Source organism: Mucilaginibacter calamicampi (genome assembly GCF_042676765.1).
GTDB classification, from domain to species: domain Bacteria; phylum Bacteroidota; class Bacteroidia; order Sphingobacteriales; family Sphingobacteriaceae; genus Mucilaginibacter; species Mucilaginibacter calamicampi.
Window position 1 is genome coordinate 63,772 of sequence record NZ_JBHTHU010000010.1, and the last position, 20,311, is coordinate 84,082.

A 20,311-nucleotide genomic window follows, 5' to 3' on the forward strand; every position below is an offset into this window, starting at 1 on the left:
ACCGGATGCTGTTTGTTTTAAGAAAACTTGAAGCTTTATTGATATTACGCCAAAGGAGATGGCTTTACATGCAACAACATAGGGTTTTAGCCGCGTGCTTGTATCATTGCATTTTGTTACTTAGGGGGAGTAAAAGTGTTTTCATCTTAAGGCCTTTTTTAAATAGTGTCAGTGCAAATATAATTAAATACTACTAAATCCATAGATTAAATATAATTAATCTTTTTAATTATAAAAATCAGGAATTATGCTTTTAATAACTGATCCGATAGAATAAAGCGCCGACAATTGAGATGCCTATTATAAGTATAGATTTATTACATTGAATTAAGTGCATTCAAGTCATTAAAAAAGTTCGACATTTCGCGCCTTCCCTCTACTAAAAAACGCTATTCTTTACAAGAGAATAGCGTTTTTTGCTGTAGGGGTAATGCTCATTCACTACTCTGTAACCACATCAATTTCGGCGTAACCCACGGCATCGTTATTTTGCGTATTTCCTAACGCCTGCAGCTTGATGTATCTGCCTTTGGTCAGCGGAAAACTTTTAACTTGCCATAAGGGATTATTTTGAATGTTTGAAAACTCACCCTCATTTGCTACTTTCCATTGAACATTATCGTTAGAAACATAAAATTTATACTTGCTGATCAAACCTGTTGAGCGGCCTTGTCCAGGCAGGTATTTGAAGCCGGTAAGATTTTCCGTCTTTCCAAGGTCTATTACTATTTCTGAAGGTAATTTCTTATCGCGCGGTTGATACCATGCTGTAGTAGAACTACCGTCAATTACATCGTTCGCTTTAGCATCGCTTATGCCCACAATCTTCCATTCTTTGTGTATAATGTCAAACTTCTCTTCTGCTACGGGGCCATATTTCATTGAGTTAGCATCATAAGCGATGGCTTTGATCATTGTTTTTCCCGTTGTTTCAATCGGTCCGCTGTATTTTGAGGATAACCTGGTTGGATTGCTTCCGTCCCTGGTATAATAAATTACAGACTCGTTATCCTCTGCTGTTATATTTATAGCACCCGCAGCATTACGTACTATGTGCGGTGCCGCCAATATTTGCGGCGCGTTGTAAATACCAATGTTTGAAATAAGTGGGCTCGCCTTAGCATCTAAAATGGTAAACCTAACTTGCGTTGCCTTAACTGTCGGAAACCTGAGTATACGCTTATAACCGATAGTGGTTTGATTAATAATTTCCTTCCACTGCCCTTCAACCAGTGCCTCAACTTTAAATTTCTTTACACGCTGCCCCAGGCGGATATACTCCTGCGCCATAAAGTTGTTAAACGATGTTGGCTTGCTGAAGGTGATGGTTAACGATGCATTATTGACACCATCATTAGTGGCCCAGTAGCTTTCTTTGCTGGCATCAATTGCATTGGCGGCGCTATACAGTTTAACGTTACCGCGCACGTTTGATGCACTTGCTTTAGCAGCAGTTACCAGGTTTACCGCGAACGCCTCTTTAACAGCTTTAGCAAAAGCTGCTGTGTTTTTTGCATCTGTTTCGTGAATTAAACCTCGTCTGTCAATCGGGAAGTTCAATAATAACGGCGCGTTACGACCAACCGAATTATAATAAGTATTCATTAAAACCGGCAAACTTTTAACACGGCTGTCTTCATAAAAATGATAAAACCAGCCTGGTCTTACTGAAGTATTTACTTCGCCGGGAACCCACCAGTCACCATTTTCAACGCCGAAACGCAATTCGTTTTCTGGCACATCCCCTTTAGAGTTTAACAAACTCCAGTTAGTTTCGCCAACGTAACCAGATTCTGTACCCACCCAGCGCAGGTCCGCGCGATCACCATTGTCATTCCAGATCACAGCTTTAGGCTGTAACTCTCTTACAAGCTTGTAAGTATTCTGCCAGTCGTAATAAGTTTTACGGTCAATGCGGCGTGTTTCATTGGCTCCGCCATAATAACCAGAACCTCCGTTAGCGCCGTCAAACCATACCTCATAGATCTCGCCATAATTGGTCAGCAACTCGCGCAATTGGTTTCTGAAATAGGTAATGTACTCCGGCTTGCCGTAGTCGGCCCGGTTACGGTCCCAGGGAGAAAGATAGATACCCAACTTCAAATCGTATTTTTTACAAGCTTTGGCCAGATCGCCTACAATATCGCCTTTGCCGTTCTTCCATGGAGAGTTTTTAACGGAATATTCGGTGTATTTAGATGGCCACAAGCAAAAACCTGAGTGGTGCTTAGCTGTAATGATAATGCCTTTCATTCCGGCTTCTTTAACAACCCTTGCCCATTGGTCGCAATCCAAATTGGTAGGATTAAATATTTTAGGATCTTCCGCGCCATTTCCCCACTCCTGGTCGGTATAGGTATTTACCGAATAGTGTATAAAAGTGTAATATTCCAGGTTCTGCCAGCGCAGCTGGTTTTCGGTTGGCACAGGGCCTACGGGTTGCGGAGCTTTGGTTTGCGCCATAGCACCTGTTGTAAGGCATGCCGAGATCAAAGTGGTATAAAAGGTTTTTCTTAACATATTATTGATTGATTAAGCTTGGTTATATCGTTCCATCTGTGTCATATATTTTAGCGAAACGCTATAGCGCTATATCTGCTTTAAAAATATTTTCGAGGCATGTTTCCAATTTAGCCACAGGTATGTAAATATCCTCAACAAGGCCATCCAGATAGTCAATTTTATTATCCGGTACACCCTCGTAAAATGCAGAATATTCCATACTCATTAAGGTAGCTAAATACAAGAAAAAATCGGGGGCATAATTGGGAGAGAAAAGTTCAAACAGATGCGTGCCGGGTTTACACCAGATAACATTAGAGAACGACGCGCCATGAGGACCTAAAATAAACGAGGCGTTATAGTAAATGGAAATTTGATCGCTAACACTGCGGTTGCTATCATCAATTATTACAAAATCGAACTTTTTAAGCATAGTAATTAACTCCGCCTCGTTAATAATGCGCCTTCTGCCTGAGCGGCAGATATATACTCTTTTTGGTGCAGTTTCAACCGGTTTAAATTGCTTTTGCACCAACCGCTTCAAGCACAAAATATCATCCAGATTGGGGTACCAATGCGCACTGTTCCCCGTTAAAACCCGCTGGCTAACAACATTGTATTTAACACTATCATATAAATTGGCTGTATTTATATTTAGCAATTGTAAATAATCAGTCTCATATGGCGCATTAAATAATGGGTAGGAGATAAGGGTGTGCGAAAAATCTTCATTCGGAAATGCCTCCATTATCCTGCAAAGCTTGGCCAGTACCAAAAACACAAAATCGTAATAACCACCATAAAAAACCCCATCAGTAAATTGACTGAATAAAGCTATAACAGTTGTAACTGCCTTTTTTTCACGCGTGTCAGCTCTCCATATGTCTTTATAAAAACTATTGTAATTCCAGTCAGTACATAGTACCCTATTTTGCACAATAACAGACCCATATTTTGATAAATGTATATCCTTCCCTCGCGGAGCGGTATAGTCCCAAACATGTACTTTATCGCTACGGCTTTTATTTGTCTCAAAAATTACTACGTCCGTATCGGCACAATTTACTACCCGTGGCAATTCAAAGCGGGTACCCTCAATTGCCTGCACCGCATAAGCAGCCATAAAAGCATTAGTTTGTTCTATACTTAGCAAGCGGTAGCCGCGCCATTTTAAAATAGCGTTTTGTAAATGGGTATAAATAGCTTTTACCCCGATTATTCTTGCTACATATTTTAGATATCGAACCACGCTTAAAATTAGAATCTGTAAAGTAAACAATAGACCCTATAAACCAGAAATATTATTTTTTTAACTATAAAGCATTAACAATTTGCAGGGTAGTTAAACCTTAAAAACAACCAATTTATAACGGATAATTTACGCGTTATTAGAAAAAAATAAGAATAATTATGGGCTTAAATTATTATCATTGTTCAAGCTAAACTTCTTGATTTATAGCCCCTCGATAATAAAGACTAAGGTTTCTTCAATTTTACGATAGCAAATCAAACCGATATTTTCCATTACCGAAGGCGTAAGTAAAATTGATGGTTTACGATTAATATAAAACCCCAGTTAGTGCACATGATTAAAGGAGATACGGTACTTGATGCTTTTTATGTTCAGCTTACCGCAAATGCCGAAAACTTAGCGCTAAAATTTAGAGATACAGAAATCTCTTATAAACAATTAGACGAAACTTCTAATCGCGTTGCACACCATCTGATAGCTAACGGTGTAAAACCGGAAACATTTGTCCCTATTTGCATTACCAACCCGCTGGATATGGTTATTGGCATTTGGGGTATCCTAAAAGCCGGTGCCGCCTATGTGCCCGTTGATCCTGAATTCCCGGCAGACCGCATCAAATATATGATTGCCGATACGGGCGCAAATGTGGTTATATCTGATAGCGGCTTACACGCTTTCTTAGCTGCCGCTAATGATAGCATAGTTGTTTTATCAGACAATAATTGGGAAGAAGCAAATGGCTATCTTACAACTTCTCCATCCGTAAAAGTCTCCGGCAATCAGGCAGCTTATGTTATATACACCTCTGGTTCAACCGGGTTGCCAAAAGGTGTTGTAATTGAACATAAGTCGCTTATCACTTATTTAAAAGGCTTAACCAAAAGCTTGCCTTATGATACTTTTAAGTCGTTTGCATTAGGCATTTCGCTTGCGGCAGACCATGTTAATACGATTTTGTTTAGCTCCTTGTTAACAGGCGGCGAGTTACATGCTTTTAGCAAAGAAGATTTCAATAACGTTGAATACATTCATAAATACTTCAATACGCATCAAATTGATTGTTTAAAGATCGTTTCTTCTCATTGGAAGTCGCTATCATTAAACGGCGCTGAGTTACTGCCCAAAAAAATGTTAATGTTTGGCGGCGAGGCTTTGTATACAGCCATGCTACAGCATGTTATTGCTGACCCGGGACGTACCTGCATTTTGGTTAATCATTACGGCCCTACAGAAACCACCATAGGCCAGCTATTACACGTGGTATCCCACCAGGTTGATTATGGTCATATTATTCCGATAGGGAAGCCGTTTACCGGGGCAGACGTATATCTACTTGATGAAAACGGCAATCAGGTTGAGAACGGCCAAACCGGCGAATTACATATTGGCGGCGCTTGCGTAGCGCGCGGCTATTTAAACAAGCCCGTGTTAACCGCCGAACGTTTTATTGAAAACAAATTTAGCAATGATGATAGCGCACGCTTATACCGCACCGGCGACCTAACCCGTGAATTACCCGACGGCAACATTGAATTTTTAGGCCGTATAGATGATCAGGTAAAAATAAGGGGTTATCGCATTGAGTTAGGCGAGATTGAGAACGTACTACAGAAGGCACCCGGCGTAAAACAAGGCGTGGTACTGGCAAAAGAAGGCAGCAATGGCGATAAGCGACTGATAGGCTATGTAGTTTGTGAAAATGCCTACGATAAGAAAGCCATTGTAAACTTTCTTGAAGAAAAACTACCCATTTACATGGTACCTCAGCTTTTGGTACCAATGGATGCATTGCCGTTTTTTCCGAATGGCAAGGTTGATAAAAAAGCGCTGCCCAACCCTGACGCGTCAACCTTGTTGGTTAATACCTATTATGCGCCAACCAATAAAACAGAGGGATTAATTGCTGATATCTGGAAAGACCTGCTCGACGTGGCACGGGTGGGCACCGCTGATAATTTTTTTGAATTGGGTGGCAATTCACTGCTGGGACTAAAATTTATATCGCTGTTAAAAACAAGCCACGCTTTTAATTTACCTGTTGCAAAACTATACCAATACCCCACTATAAAAAACATAGTAGCATTTTTAGAGGGTGGAAAAGCAACGCGGCAAATAAGAAAAACCCCCAAACCTGCAAATGCCGATGTGGCTATTATTGGCATGTCGGGCAGGTTTCCCGGAGCTAACTCCATCAATCAATTTTGGGATAATTTAAAAACCGGTAAAGAAAGCACCAGTTTTTTTGATGACAACGAGTTATACGCAGGCATAAGTGATTCGTTAAAGAACAACCCTGATTACGTAAAAGCTCGTGGTGTATTAAGTGATGTAAAGGGATTTGATGCCGCTTTTTTTGGAATCCCCCCTAATTGGGCCGAGTTAATGGACCCTCAGCAACGCATATTTTTAGAGATTGCCTGGGAGGCTTTAGAAGGGGCCGGTTATGCTGATAAAAAACACCAAAGTGTTACCGGGGTATTTGCAGGCGTGCGGTTTAATACCTACTACGCCAATAATGTTGCTTCAAATACCGATTTGATAGAAAAGGTAGGCGCGTTTCAGTTAATAACCCTGAACGATAAAGATTATGTAGCTACCCGTACCGCCTACGCGCTTGATTTAACGGGACCGGCAATAAATGTGCAGTCGGCTTGTTCAACTTCGTTACTTGCGGTGGCGCAAGCGGTGCAAAGCATTCGTAACGGGCAATGCCAGCTGGCATTGGCGGGTGGTGCAACCATAAATGCCCCGGTAAATATAGGCCACCTTTACGAAGAAGGAGCGATGTTGAGCAACGACGGCCATTGCCGCCCATTTGATGCTGATGCAAAAGGAACCGTGTTTAGCGACGGTGCGGGAGTCGTTTTGCTAAAAAATAAAGAGCAGGCTTTAAAGGATGGCGATAAAATTATAGCGGTTATCAAAGGCATCGGCTTAAGTAACGACGGGGCTATAAAAGGCAGCTTTACCGCGCCGAGTGCGGAAGGCCAGGCAGCAGCAATAGGCATGGCCATTGACGATGCAGGTGTTGATGCTGCAGACATCGGCTATATTGAAGCTCATGGCACCGCCACACCCTTAGGCGACCCAATAGAAATTGAAGGCTTAAACATTGCCTTTGGCGATCAGGAAAAAAAACAATATTGCGCCATAGGCTCTGTTAAAAGCAATTTTGGGCATTTAACGGCAGCATCGGGCGTTGTTGGGTTAATAAAAACCTGCTTAGCCTTACAATACAAGCAAATACCGCCATCCATAAATTATAAAAAGGCTAATCCGCATATCGATTTCGAGAGTAGCCCGTTTTATGTGAATACTACATTAACCGGTTGGCAGTCAAATCAGACTGCCGGGGTAAGTTCATTTGGTGTTGGTGGTACAAATGTGCATGTTGTTTTGGCAGCATCAGAGGATCATGTACCGGTAACCACCACCCCATCGCGCCCGCAGCAGTTGATATGCTGGAGTGCCAAATCTGCCCAAAGCTTGGATAGTTATGGCAGCAAACTTGCCCAATATTTAACAGAAGAAACCGATGCAGATATTGCTGATGTTGCGTATACGCTTCAAACAACGCGCAGGTATTTTAATCACCGTCGCTTTATAGTTGCTGCTAATGCTGCCGAATTTTTAGCTAAGCAGGCACAGGGTGATTGGTTGCAAAACAGCAGCGCGGTAAAAAACAGCCCGGGTAATATTGTATTTATGTTTCCGGGGCAAGGAGCACAGTTTGTAAATATGGGTAAGGGCCTTTACCATACTGAGCCCGTGTTTAGGCTGGCTATGGACGAATGCGCTCACCTGTTAAAGCCTTATCTAAATGCCAATATCCTGGATATTATTTATCCTGATACCGAAGATGAAGCTGCGCAGGAAAAGTTGAAAAATACCGCTTACAGCCAACCGGCTTTATTTTCCATCGCTTATGCTATGGGCAAACTGTATATGAGCTGGGGCATTTATCCTGCGGCATTTATTGGCCACAGCGTAGGCGAATTTGTATCTGCTTGTTTTGCGGGGGTATTTACACTTGCTGATGGCCTTAAATTAATTGCCACGCGTGGTAAAATGATGCGTGATATGGACCATGGGGCGATGTTATCAGTACGTGCAACCGTTGAAGATATTCAACCTTTTCTGTCAGAAGAAATTGCCCTGGCTGCGGTAAACAGTCCGAAATTGTGTGTCCTGGCGGGAGCAATAGACGCGATAGACAACCTGAGCCAGCTGCTCATTGAAAAAAATATACCCAACCGCCTGCTTCCAACCAGCCATGCCTTCCACTCGCATATGATGGATTCTGTGGTGCAGCCTTTTGAAGATATTGTAAAAACCATCCAACTTAATCCACCGCTTGTACCCATAGTGTCTACCTGTACCGGCGAATGGCTCAGTTCCGAAGAAGCTACATCATCTGTTTACTGGGCAAATCATCTGCGTTCAACAGTGGTATTTGGCAAGGCTGTTCAAAAGCTATTGGATGAGCAAAACAGTTTGTTCCTGGAACTTGGCCCGGGCAATTCAGCCTCAACTTTTACGCGCCAGCAGGCGGGCAGCAACCCGGTAGTTGTTATTCCAACGCTCCAGAAAGGAGAAAACGAGCAATCAAACCAATCGGCACTAAAAGCATTGGGCCAGCTTTGGCTGCATGGTATTGAACCCGATTGGGTTGCCTTTTATAAAAATGAAACCCGTGGTAAACTTGTGGATCTGCCCACCTATGCCTTTAATAAACAAGATTATTGGGTTGAACCGGTAAGGCAACAACAGGCAATACCTTTGGCTAATAATTCAGTTATAGCGCCATACATTTCAGACAATCAAAAAACAGCAGTACCGTTAATGAGAAAGGATGATTTAATAGGAAAACTTAAACAAATATTGGAGGATGCGTCTGGTATTGAAATGGACGCTGCTTCGCCCGGTATGAGTTTTATTGAACTGGGACTTGATTCGTTAATACTTACGCAGATCGCGTTAATGCTGAAAAAGCAATTTATGCTTCCTATTACTTTCAGGCAGTTAAATGAAGAGCTAAGTACTTTAAATTTGCTTGCAGCGTACCTGGATGATAGGCTACCCCCCGAAACAGAGCAGCCATCAATTCAGCAAAACACCATGCTTTCGTTTACGAACGGCACACCTGCAAATGGCAATATGTTGGCTATGGTTAGCCAGCAATTACAGCAATTAGCATTGCAGGTTGCACAACTGCAGGGTAATCCTGCCGGCGGAAACACGAATACCACGTTAAAGTCAACTATCTACGCCCCTGCTGCAACGCCGGAATTGACATCAGAGGAAGCCATCGAAATAAAGAAACCGTTTGGTGCTATAGCACGCATAGAAAAGCAGTCTGCTGCTTTAGATGACAAGCAACAACAATATTTAGCTGATCTGACTGCTCGTTATAACGAAAAAACCAGATCAAGCAAAGCATACACGCAGAAACACCGTGCCCACATGGCCGACCCAAGGGTAGTTTCGGGTTTTAAACCGGCTACCAAGGAACTGGCTTACTCAATTGTGATAAAAAAATCAAAAGGTAGCCGGCTATGGGACCTTGACGATAACGAATATATTGACTCATTAAACGGCTTTGGCTCTAACATGTTAGGCTATCAACCCGACGTGATCAAAAACGCGTTGATAGAGCAGGTTGAAAAAGGCTATGAAATTGGCCCGCAGCATGAACTGGCCGGCGAAGTATGCGAATTGATATGCGAGTTTACAGGTTTTGACAGGTCTGCACTGTGTAACACCGGCTCTGAAGCCGTAATTGGCGCTATGCGGATTGCACGCACCGTTACCGGGCGTTCTATAATAGTTGCATTTGCAGGTTCATATCATGGTATTACTGATGAGGTTATTGTACGCGGCAGTAAAAAACTGAAGTCGTATCCTGCCGCGCCGGGGATAATGCCCGAAGCTGTACAGAACATGCTGATATTGGATTATGGTACGGATGAATCTTTAAAAATAATTGAAAGCCGCGCGCACGAAATTGCTGCGGTACTGGTTGAACCGGTGCAAAGCCGTCGGGCAGATTTTCAACCTGTTGAATTTCTGAAGAAACTTAGAAAGCTTACAAGTGATACCGAAACTGTATTAATTTTTGATGAAGTTATCTCTGGTTTTAGGTTTCATCCGGCTGGTGTACAAGGAATGTTTGGCATTAAGGCAGATCTAGGCACGTACGGAAAGGTAGCCGGCGGAGGGCTTTCTGTAGGAATAATAGCCGGCCATAAACATTACATGGATGCGCTGGATGGCGGCTTTTGGCAATATGGCGATGATTCTATCCCCGAGGTGGGGGTTACTTATTTTGCCGGTACATTTGTAAGGCACCCATTGGTATTGGCTACTACAAAGGCCTCTCTTACCTATTTGAAAGAGATGGGCCCGCAATTGCAGGAGAGCTTAAATGCCAAAGCGCTCTACATTGCCAATACTATTAACGCGTTAAGCCGCAAGTTAAATGTCCCGGTATATATTGCTCAATTTGGTTCGTTGTGGCGTATTAAGTTTTTAATAGATTATCCGTATCAGGACCTTTTTTTTGTGCTGATGCGCTATAAAGGCATCCATATACTCGAAGGCTTTCCATGTTTTTTAACGACTGCGCACAGCGATGCAGATATTGAGAAAATACTTTCCTCTTTTAAAGAAAGTTTAATTGAGCTGCAAGGCTATGGGTTAATACCTCACTATGAACATGTGGCAGAAGACGAAAACAAAAAGATTAACCAGCCGCCTGTGCCCAATGCAAAACTTGGAAAAGATAAAGACGGTAACCCGGCGTGGTTTATAATGGATGAAGCAAATCCCGGTAAATATTTAATGGTAACATATTAATCCTTTATTTTAACGTATGCCCATTTTTACTCCTGTTGATTTTAACCCCTTTGCAGAGGCGCAGGAAATTGAAAAAATAATTTATACAAACGAAGCGCAGAAGGAGATCTGGCTTGCATGTATTGTTGGAGGCGAAGAGGCCAATTTGTCGTACAACGAATCGGCTTCGTTAGAAATAAAAGGCGATCTGAATTTTGCAGCTTTTACACGGGCGGTTGAGGATCTGGTGCTGCGACACGAAGCCTTGCGCGCAACCATTAGCCCTAATGGCGAAATGCTTGTTTTGTACAAAAATTTCCCCATAGATCTAAAACTGACCGATATTTCGGACTTAGCAGAGGCAGAAATGCAAACGGAGCTGCATACTTTTTTGCGCCGCGAAATTGATACGCAGATAGATATATATAACGGGCCGCTCTTTAAGGTATTTATGCATAAAACCGGTACGGATGCCTGGTTTTTCACTATCATAAAACACCATATTATTGGCGATGGCTGGTCTACTGGCATAATATTGGAAGACCTGGGTAAGATGTACAGTGCCAATAAACACGGAATTACCAGCTCTTTAGATGCGCCATCACAAATAAGTGATTATGCCTCATGGCAGGCTAATTTTAAATTAACCGACGAATGTAAAAAGGCCAAAGCTTATTGGCTGGAACTCTATAAGAACAATATCCCTCTGTTAGACTTGCCTACCGACAGAGCCCGCCGGTCACCAAGGAGCTTTAAAGGGCGTAGGATTGACCAGCCAATGTCCGCCACATTAGCTTCGCAAATAAAAGCTGCGGGTGCCAAAGCGGGCACAAGTTTAGTAACCACGTTACTGGCCGCGTTCGAGGTTTTTTTATACAAAAAAACACAACAAACCGATATTGTAGTAGGGTTGCCCGCATCGGGTCAGGCAGCCTCCGGCCTTACAAGTGTTGTTGGCAACTGCGTAAATTTACTGCCCCTCCGGAGCCATATCTCTCCCGATCTGCCTTTTTCTGAATATTTAAAGAAACGGAAAAAAGAGGTGCTGGATGCGTACGATCATCAGAACCTGACATTTGGCGAACTGATCCGAAAGCTTTACATCCCGCGCGATGCTTCGCGCATACCCCTTGTTCCGGTGATATTCAATATTGATATGGGAATGGATAATGCCGTAGCATTTGATGGCCTTGATATTAAATTGATCAGCAATCCGCGAGCTTACGAAAATTTTGAAATATTCCTTAACGCAACGCGGTCAAAAGACGACATGGTTTTAGAATGGTCGTATAACACCGATTTGTTTAATGCAGCTACTATAGAGGATTATAATAACGACTACATTTCCTTACTCGAAAATATAGTTGCTTCGCCAGATACAAGCATAGCCTCGTTAACAGGGGTGCAACAAAGCTCAGCTAATACCAACTTTGCCGGGGAAATATTAATTCCTGATGGCAAGAACCTTATCTCGCTGTTTGAAGCGGCAGCAATTAACTATGCGGATAAAACCGCTGTAAGTTATCAGCAATCATCCATTACTTATGGGCAGCTAAACCAAAAGGCCAATCAACTTTGTTCATTCCTGATAGAAAAAGGCATTGGCAGGCAGGACATTGTGGGCCTGTTGGCAGACAGGTCCATCGAGATGGTAATTTCTTTGCTTGCGATTTTAAAGGCCGGTGCGGCCTACTTACCATTAGATCCTATATATCCGGCTGAAAGAATCGCCTATATGCTGGAGGACTCATCGGCTAAAATGGTATTGGTATCGCAGCCTTATAAAGGCAAGTATAAAACAGGGGCAACGGAAATTGTTATAGACGACCAATTGCCCAACTTAACCGCCTATAACGATAAAAATCCAAAGGAGAATATTGAAAGCAACGGTATTGCCTATGTTATTTATACTTCCGGATCAACCGGAAAACCTAAGGGCGTAAAAATTACTCACCTTAACCTGGTAAACTTTTTGCTTAGCATGCAAAAAGTGCCGGGGATTAGCGCGAGTGACCGTTTATTGGCTCTAACTACTGTGTCATTTGATATCGCAGGTCTTGAACTTTACCTTCCCCTAATTTCGGGTGCCGAGGTTATAATTGCCGGTGCCGAGGCAGTACGGGATGGGCGCCAGCTTGTGAGTTTAATAGTTGAAAAGGATATCAGTATAGTACAAGCCACACCATCATCATGGCAAATGCTGGTAGACTCGGGTTTGCAACAGCGTGATAATTTAAAAGCTTTATCGGGTGGCGAGCCCTTGCCTAAAGAGCTTGCCGGGAAATTGCTTACGCTCACTGCAAGCTTATGGAACGTGTATGGCCCTACCGAAACCACTATATGGTCTACCATTAAACAAATTTTGCCCGGCGAAGAACAAATTACAATAGGGTTGCCAATTGATAATACCCAGATCTATATAATTGATGAACACGGTAAACCCTTACCCACAGGTGATGTTGGCGAGATTTACATTGGGGGATATGGTGTAGCGCAAGGCTATTTAAACAGACCCGAATTAACGGCAGAAAAATTTGTTGCCAACGCATTGTCAAATTCACCGGATGCGAAATTATACCGCACAGGCGATTTGGGTAAAATATTAGCCAACGGCGAAATACAATGTTTGGGCCGGATAGATAATCAGGTAAAGATCCGTGGTTACCGCATTGAGCTGGGCGAGATAGAGAGCTCGCTATCTGCTCAAAAAGGTGTTAAGCAAAGTGTGGTTGTTGCTTTTGACGATGCGTTATTAAATAAATACCTGGTTGCCTTTGTTATAACAGATAGTGGCGACGTCAGCAAGTTAGAGGAGCAATTACAGACCGAATGGAGAAATAAGCTTGCTGAAAAACTACCGGATTATATGGTACCGGAAGAATTTGTTAGTATTGACAAATTCCCATTAACGCCCAATGGCAAAATAGACCGGAAAGCTTTTGTTAAGCCGGCCCGCAAGCACAGCAGCACCACAAGTAATGGCGATTTGCCTGTAAGTGCTAATGAGAAATTAATAGCACGCATATTTTCAGAAAATCTGGGACTAACCGATATTAAGCTTAGCGATGATTTCTTTAAAATGGGCGGCCACTCGTTATTGGCGGTAAAGGTTATGGTAGCCATTGAAAGAGAAACCGGAGAAAGGCTTCCTTTAGCTACTTTTTTTGATAATTCAACAGTTAAAAAACTGGCTGCCCGGTTGGCAGACAACAACCCCGAGGGGGCCTGGGATACCATTGTACCTATTAAAACAAGTGGCCAAAAGCCCCCGCTGTTTTTAGTACATGGTAGTGGGTTAAATGTTCTAAATTTTAAGACGGTAAGTGAAAATTTTGATGATACCCAGCCATTTTACGGCGTACAGGCTATAGGCCTTTCTAAACCGGCGGAAATGCCCGACACGGTTGAAGCTATAGCGACCTATCATCTGTCAGAAATTTTAAAAGTTGATCCGGAGGGACCCTATACCATTGCAGGGTACTCTTATGGCGGTTTTATAGCTTACGAAATTGTAAAACAACTAATACAAAGCGGAAAACGGGTTAATTTTTTTGGCGTTATTGATACAAATGCCCGTGCGGCCATGCAACCTCAATCCAAAACAACACGACTGATTGAAAAAGTGATAAGGCAATTTCATAAACTCCCCTTCTTTATCGGGTCGTTTATAAAACACCCAAAGGAAGCTTTTGAATATCAGAAATATATTTTTGGCAGAAAACTATCAAAGCACAATCCCGACGAGACAAATAAGGATATTGAGAAATATACCGAATACGAAAACCAGATACGCGATAAATACAACACCGTTATGGACAGGTATATCATCAGACCTTTTGATATTAAGGTATCGCTTTTCAGGGTACAAAAAAGGCTTTATTTTTTAGATGACCCTAAGTATTTAGGCTGGAAAAAGCTGGCGCTTAAGGGTGTTAAAATATATGACGTACCCGGCGATCATAAAACTTTTCTGGAGCCACCTAATGACAAATCATTTGCCCGCATTATACAACAGGCGCTGGATAGCGAGCTATAAATGCCTGTAAAATATTTACAATGCCTTGCGCAGGTTTTTTATTTCGGCGAAGGAGAGCTTGTATTTTAGGGTTAAACCGGCATACACCAACCCGCCTAATGCAATTTGAACTACGGTATTAATTATCCCTGCGTTGCCGATAAAATACTTGTAAAGTAGTATTACAACAACCATAGCTACGCTAAAAAGTGCAGGTTTTATTAAATCTTTAATAAGTGATGCAAAAAAACTGCCCAACATTTTTTGTACCAGCACAAAGTTTAATACTAACGAAACAACCGAGGTTGCCAAAAACGCAAGTGCTATGCCGGTAAGCCCATAAGTACGGGCGGCAAAATAAATAACAGGTATTTTTATTGCTAACACTACTAGGTTTCTGTACAATAAATAATTGGGCTTGCCTGTTAAATAAGCTACAGGCGAGGTAGTGTACATAAAACAGAATAAGATCCCCATAACTGAGAAAATTTTAACCAACGGTACGGTATCGCCCCAGCCCTCGCCATACAGAATTGGTATAACGTTAGATGCCATTAAAAACAAACCTGTAAGCAGTGGAATAATGCAGTAAGCTATAAAAACGGTTATTTTTAAATACGCCTGTTTCAAGCTCTCCAGGCTATCTTTCATTTTTGCAATTATGGGATACGATATTTGTATAATCACGGGGCAAAGCCTGGTAGTTGGGAAAACCGCAATTTGCCACGCTATAGTGTAATATCCCAGTTGCTTAACCCCCAAAAAGCCCCCAATCAATATGTTATCAATATTATCGTTAACAAAGCCTACCAGGTTCTCGCCCATGTTATACATGCCAAAAACCAGGTGGTCTTTAATTTCGTCCAATTTGAAATATATTATAGGCGTAAAATATTGCCGGCCTAAAACATTGTGAATAATCATTTTTAAAAATTGTGCTGATAGCAGGCCCCCTACCAGCGACTTAGCCTGGTAGCCGTTAAAAGCCATAATGATTGTAACCAGCGAACCTGTTATTGAGCAAAAAATATCCGTTAGGGCTAACCACTTAAACTTAAGTTCTTTTTCCAGCAAGATATTATAGATCTGCCCTAAAAAAACAATCGGGAAACTGAAGGCAGCCATTTTTAAAACCCCGTCTAACAAAGGCTCTTTGTAATATAATACAAGTAAAGGCGCGCTTAAGTACATCAGCGCAAACATTACTACCCCAATAAGCAGGTTGAGATAATAGATAGTAGATAGTATTTTTTGATTGGTAACCTGCTTGGATATAATAGAGTTAGAAAAGCCGAAATGCGCAAATATGCTTAAAAAGTTAATTATCAGCGTGCTTATACTCACTATACCAAAAGCAGATGGTAGTAGTAAACGTGCCAACAATGCTACCTGGCCAAACTGCAGAACCGCGCTAAATATGGTTGATACAGTAGTCCATTTTGCACCGTTTATTGCCTTTATTTTGTTGCTCATTTATTAAGGTACCTGAAGCCTGGTGATCTTAGTCAATATTACAGATTTTTATCTAAATCAACGGGAATACAAGGATTAAGGTTCCTGAATCTACATTTGATTATAAGTCCTCCAAAAAGTTCGATACTTCGCGCCTTCTACTAAAACAGCTAACTATTCCATAACGATAAAAAACCCTTCCAAAATGGAAGGGTTTTTTTGTTCCTGCCGTCGCTCATAAAAAACAATTTATTGTCTGTCAAACACTTACAAAGTTAAGTTCTTACTGGCATCAGCTTTGGCAATACGCTTTCAAAAAATATAGAAACTATGATTGCACTATTGCTCTCCGCCATATTGATCTGCATGTGGCTCATCTACAAATCTGTTGACTGGTTCGAAAAAATCTGAATGTTATGATCGCATTATTCATTATCTCCGTCGCAGTATTCGCCTACATGGTGTACGTGCTGCTTAAACCCGAAAATTTTTAAAACAATGAACGCTGAATTTTTAGGCATACTTGCCTCGTTCCTCATTACGCTGCTCATCGCCATTCCGCTGGGCAGGTACCTGGCCAAAATGTTTGCCGGTGAGCGTGTATGGACAGACTTTATGAAACCGCTGGAAAACCTTTTGTTTAAACTGGCGGGTATACGCCCCGGTGAGAAAATGGACTGGAAGCAGTTTCTGAAAGCCATGTTAACCATAAACCTGCTTTGGCTGATGTATGGCTTCTTTATCTTAATATTTCAAGACAAGCTACCGCTGAACCCTGATGGTAATCCCGGCATGACCCCCGATCTGGCCTTTAACACCATCATTAGTTTTGTGGTTAACTGCGATCTGCAGCATTATAGCGGCGAGAGTGGTGTAACCTATTTAACGCAGCATATTATTATGATGTTCCTGATGTTTACCAGTGCTGCAACAGGTATAGCCGCTGCTGTAGGATTGTTCAAAGCCTTTCGCGACAAAACCGTGGATAACATTGGTAACTTTTGGGAGTTCTTCGTTAAGTCGTTAACGCGCTTATTGTTGCCATTAGCTATTGTGGTTGCCACAATCCTTACGTTTAATGGTACGCCATCCAGCTATGCCGGCAAAGGTCAGTTCATTTCCATGCAGGGCGACACGGTGAATGTATCACGCGGCCCAGCCGCGCAGATGATTGCCATTAAACACCTGGGTACCAACGGCGGCGGCTGGTTCGGCGTTAACTCTGCGCACCCGCTTGAAAACCCTAATTATACTACCAACATTACCGAGATCGTATCGCAAATGATCATCCCAATGGCCATGATCATTGCCTTCGGTTACTTTATCCGCCGCCGCAAACTGGGTTGGGTAATATTTGGTGTAATGACGCTGGGCATGTTTATGCTGATGATACCTACCATCAGCAGCGAATTAGGTGGCAACCCCAACCTAACCAAACTGGGCATACAACAGGCCACCGGCGCAATGGAAGGCAAGGAAGTGCGCATAGGCCCGATGGCTACCGGCTATTGGAGCACATTAACCACCATCGTGTCAACCGGTTCTGTAAATGGCATGCATGATAGTACCATGCCACTTACCGGAGCATGGCAACTATTGGGCATGATGATAAATGGCTTTTTTGGAGGCTGCGGTGTAGGGATACTCAACTACTTTATCTACCTTATTATAGCGGTGTTTATTTCGGGGCTGATGGTTGGCCGCACACCTGAGTTTTTGGGCCACAAGGTGGAGGCCCGCGAGATAAAGATAGCTGCGCTTGTAACGTTGATCAGTCCGTTTTTGATTATGGCGGGTACGGCAATAGCCGCTTTTACCTTTACTAATTATGGCGATGCAAATTGGGCCGTAAAACCGGCTAACTGGTTAAATAACCCCGGTTTCCATGGTTTTTCTGAAATGTTATATGAGATGACCTCGGCCAACGCCAATAACGGATCGGGCTTTGAAGGTCTGGGCGATAACAATATCTTCTGGAACGTAAGCACTGGTTTCGTATTGATATTGGGTAGATTCCTGCCTATCATCGGCCCGGTAGCAATAGCTGGTTTGCTTGCCAAAAAGAAATTTATACCAGAGTCGGCCGGGACGCTGCGCGTAGATACGGTGACTTTTGGCATGATGACCTTTGCGGTAATTATGGTGCTCAACGCGCTTTCTTATTTCCCTGCCCTCGCGCTTGGCCCCTTAGCCGAATACTTCTCTATGCTTAAGTAAATAAATGAAATGAAAAATCAATCTAATAAATTATTTGAACCGGCCTTGGTGCAAACCGCGCTTAAAGAGTCGTTCATCAAGCTGAACCCGCGCGTAATGTTGCGCAACCCGGTAATGTTTACTGTAGAGATAGGCACGGTCATTATGGCTTACGTCAGCTTCTACAGCCTTACCCATAAAGACCAGGGCTCCTTCATCTATAACTTTCTGATATTTCTTATCCTATTGCTAACCGTGCTGTTTGCCAACTTTGCAGAAGCAATTGCCGAAGCACGAGGAAAAGCACAGGCCGATAGCCTGCGCAAAACCCGCGAAGAAACACCGGCAAAGGTGATGGCAGCTAATGGCGCGGTGATCACAAAATCATCTAACGAGCTACGTAAAGGCGACGTGTTTGTGTGCGAGCCCGGTGATACCATCCCGACAGATGGTGAGATAATTGAAGGTTTGGCCACCATTGATGAATCAGCTATCACAGGAGAATCAGCACCGGTGATCCGCGAGGCGGGTGGTGATAAATCATCGGTAACGGGCGGCACCAAAGTACTGTCTGATAAGATCAAAGTACAGGTAACCACTGAGCCGGGCGAAAGCTTCCTTGATAAAATGATCGCTTTGGTAGAAGGCGCATCCCGTCAAAAAACACCTAACGAGATAGCGTTGACCATCTTGCTGGCAAGTTTTACGCTCATCTTTATTATAGTTTGCGTAACACTGAAACCATTTGCTGATTATGCCAACACGCCCATCACTATAGCGGCATTGATATCATTATTTGTTTGCTTGATACCTACTACCATTGGTGGCTTACTCTCTGCCATTGGTATAGCAGGTATGGACAGGGCGCTGCGTGCCAATGTCATCACCAAATCCGGCAAAGCGGTAGAAACAGCCGGCGATATTGATGTTTTACTGCTTGACAAAACCGGCACCATCACCATCGGTAATCGTAAAGCCACTCATTTTTGGCCCACAACCGGTGTTTCTGTTGATGAATTAGTAGTGGCGGCAGTATTATCATCACTTGCCGATGAAACACCCGAGGGTAAATCCATTCTTGAGCTGGCAGCTGCGCAGATCAAGCTTCCTAAAACACCGCTTGGTGCGCAGTTTGTAAAATTCACTGCCGAAACCCGCTCAAGCGGTATTGATACACCGGATGGACAGGCCATACGTAAAGGCGCTTTTGATTCTATACGCAATATGGCCCAACGCGCCGGTAAACAAGTGCCGCATGATGTTGAGGAGCGCGTAAAGGCCATTGCATCAAACGGCGGCACTCCGCTGGTGGTAGCCAAAAACAATGAGATAATGGGCGTAATAGAACTGCAGGACATTATAAAACCCGGCATAGCAGAGCGTTTTGAGCGCCTGCGTAAAATGGGCGTAAAAACGGTTATGGTTACAGGCGATAACCCGCTTACTGCAAAATACATTGCCGAAAAAGCAGGTGTGGATGATTTTATAGCGGAGGCAAAGCCCGAGGATAAAATGAACTACATTAAACTGGAGCAAAACAGCGGTAAACTGGTAGCAATGATGGGCGACGGCACAAACGACGCCCCGGCATTGGCCCAGGCAGACGTGGGTGTGGCCATGAACAGCGGCACCCAGGCAGCAAAAGAGGCCGGCAACATGGTTGATCTGGATAACGACCCCACCAAGCTGATAGAAATAGTTGAGATCGGTAAGCAATTGCTCATCACCCGTGGCACGCTTACAACGTTCTCTATTGCTAACGATGTGGCTAAATACTTTGCCATTGTTCCGGCTTTGTTCATAGCCTCAATTCCTGCCTTGCAGCACCTTAATATAATGGGCTTGTACAGCCCGGAGAGCGCCATCCTGTCGGCCGTGATCTTCAATGCCATTATTATACCGCTGCTTATACCACTGGCCCTTAAAGGTGTAGAATATAAGCCTATCGGCGCAAGCGCTTTGCTGCGCCGTAACCTGTTGATTTATGGTTTGGGTGGTGTGATCGCGCCATTCATCGGCATCAAATTGATCGATGTTTTAGTTGGACTATTTATCTAATA

8 protein-coding genes are annotated in these 20,311 nt (G+C 43.0%); 5 read left to right on the forward strand and 3 right to left on the reverse strand.

The annotated features are described in order from the left end of the window. Positions 1-441: 441 nt before the first annotated feature. Together ACFQZS_RS13195 and ACFQZS_RS13200 are read right to left on the reverse strand one after the other, a co-directional pair. On the reverse strand, positions 442-2,520 hold the full coding sequence (locus ACFQZS_RS13195; RefSeq protein ID WP_377100966.1) for an alpha-L-fucosidase: 2,079 nt from the start codon (positions 2,518-2,520) through the stop codon (positions 442-444). Positions 2,521-2,581: 61 nt separating this feature from the next. Beyond that, the gene (locus tag ACFQZS_RS13200; RefSeq protein ID WP_377100968.1) at positions 2,582-3,751 is read right to left on the reverse strand and encodes a glycosyltransferase family 61 protein; all 1,170 of its coding nucleotides are present in this window, start codon (positions 3,749-3,751) and stop codon (positions 2,582-2,584) included. A 336-nt stretch (positions 3,752-4,087) separates the two neighbouring features. Here ACFQZS_RS13200 and ACFQZS_RS13205 point away from each other — a divergent pair, with 336 nt between their 5' ends. Together ACFQZS_RS13205 and ACFQZS_RS13210 are read left to right on the forward strand one after the other, a co-directional pair. Next, complete coding sequence (locus ACFQZS_RS13205) at positions 4,088-10,609, forward strand: amino acid adenylation domain-containing protein (RefSeq protein ID WP_377100970.1); 6,522 nt, start codon at positions 4,088-4,090, stop codon at positions 10,607-10,609. 16 nt (positions 10,610-10,625) lie between these two features. Further along, positions 10,626-14,624 (forward strand): non-ribosomal peptide synthetase, encoded by a 3,999-nt coding sequence (locus tag ACFQZS_RS13210; RefSeq protein WP_377100972.1) that lies wholly within the window; start codon positions 10,626-10,628, stop codon positions 14,622-14,624. 15 nt (positions 14,625-14,639) lie between these two features. Here ACFQZS_RS13210 and ACFQZS_RS13215 read toward each other — a convergent pair whose 3' ends face one another. Further along, on the reverse strand, positions 14,640-16,076 hold the full coding sequence (locus ACFQZS_RS13215) for an MOP flippase family protein (protein ID WP_377100974.1): 1,437 nt from the start codon (positions 16,074-16,076) through the stop codon (positions 14,640-14,642). A 395-nt stretch (positions 16,077-16,471) separates the two neighbouring features. Between ACFQZS_RS13215 and ACFQZS_RS13220 the strand changes: the two genes are divergently transcribed. The 3 genes from ACFQZS_RS13220 to kdpB are packed head-to-tail and all read left to right on the forward strand — an operon-like array spanning position 16,472 to position 20,309. Then, positions 16,472-16,549 (forward strand): potassium-transporting ATPase subunit F, encoded by a 78-nt coding sequence (locus ACFQZS_RS13220; protein WP_377100995.1) that lies wholly within the window; start codon positions 16,472-16,474, stop codon positions 16,547-16,549. Between the two features lie 4 nt (positions 16,550-16,553). Then, positions 16,554-18,272, forward strand: a complete 1,719-nt coding sequence (gene kdpA / locus ACFQZS_RS13225; protein WP_377100976.1) for a potassium-transporting ATPase subunit KdpA — start codon at positions 16,554-16,556, stop codon at positions 18,270-18,272. Positions 18,273-18,281: 9 nt separating this feature from the next. Beyond that, the gene (gene kdpB, locus ACFQZS_RS13230; RefSeq protein WP_377100978.1) at positions 18,282-20,309 is read left to right on the forward strand and encodes a potassium-transporting ATPase subunit KdpB; all 2,028 of its coding nucleotides are present in this window, start codon (positions 18,282-18,284) and stop codon (positions 20,307-20,309) included. The last annotated feature ends 2 nt before the right edge of the window (positions 20,310-20,311 follow it).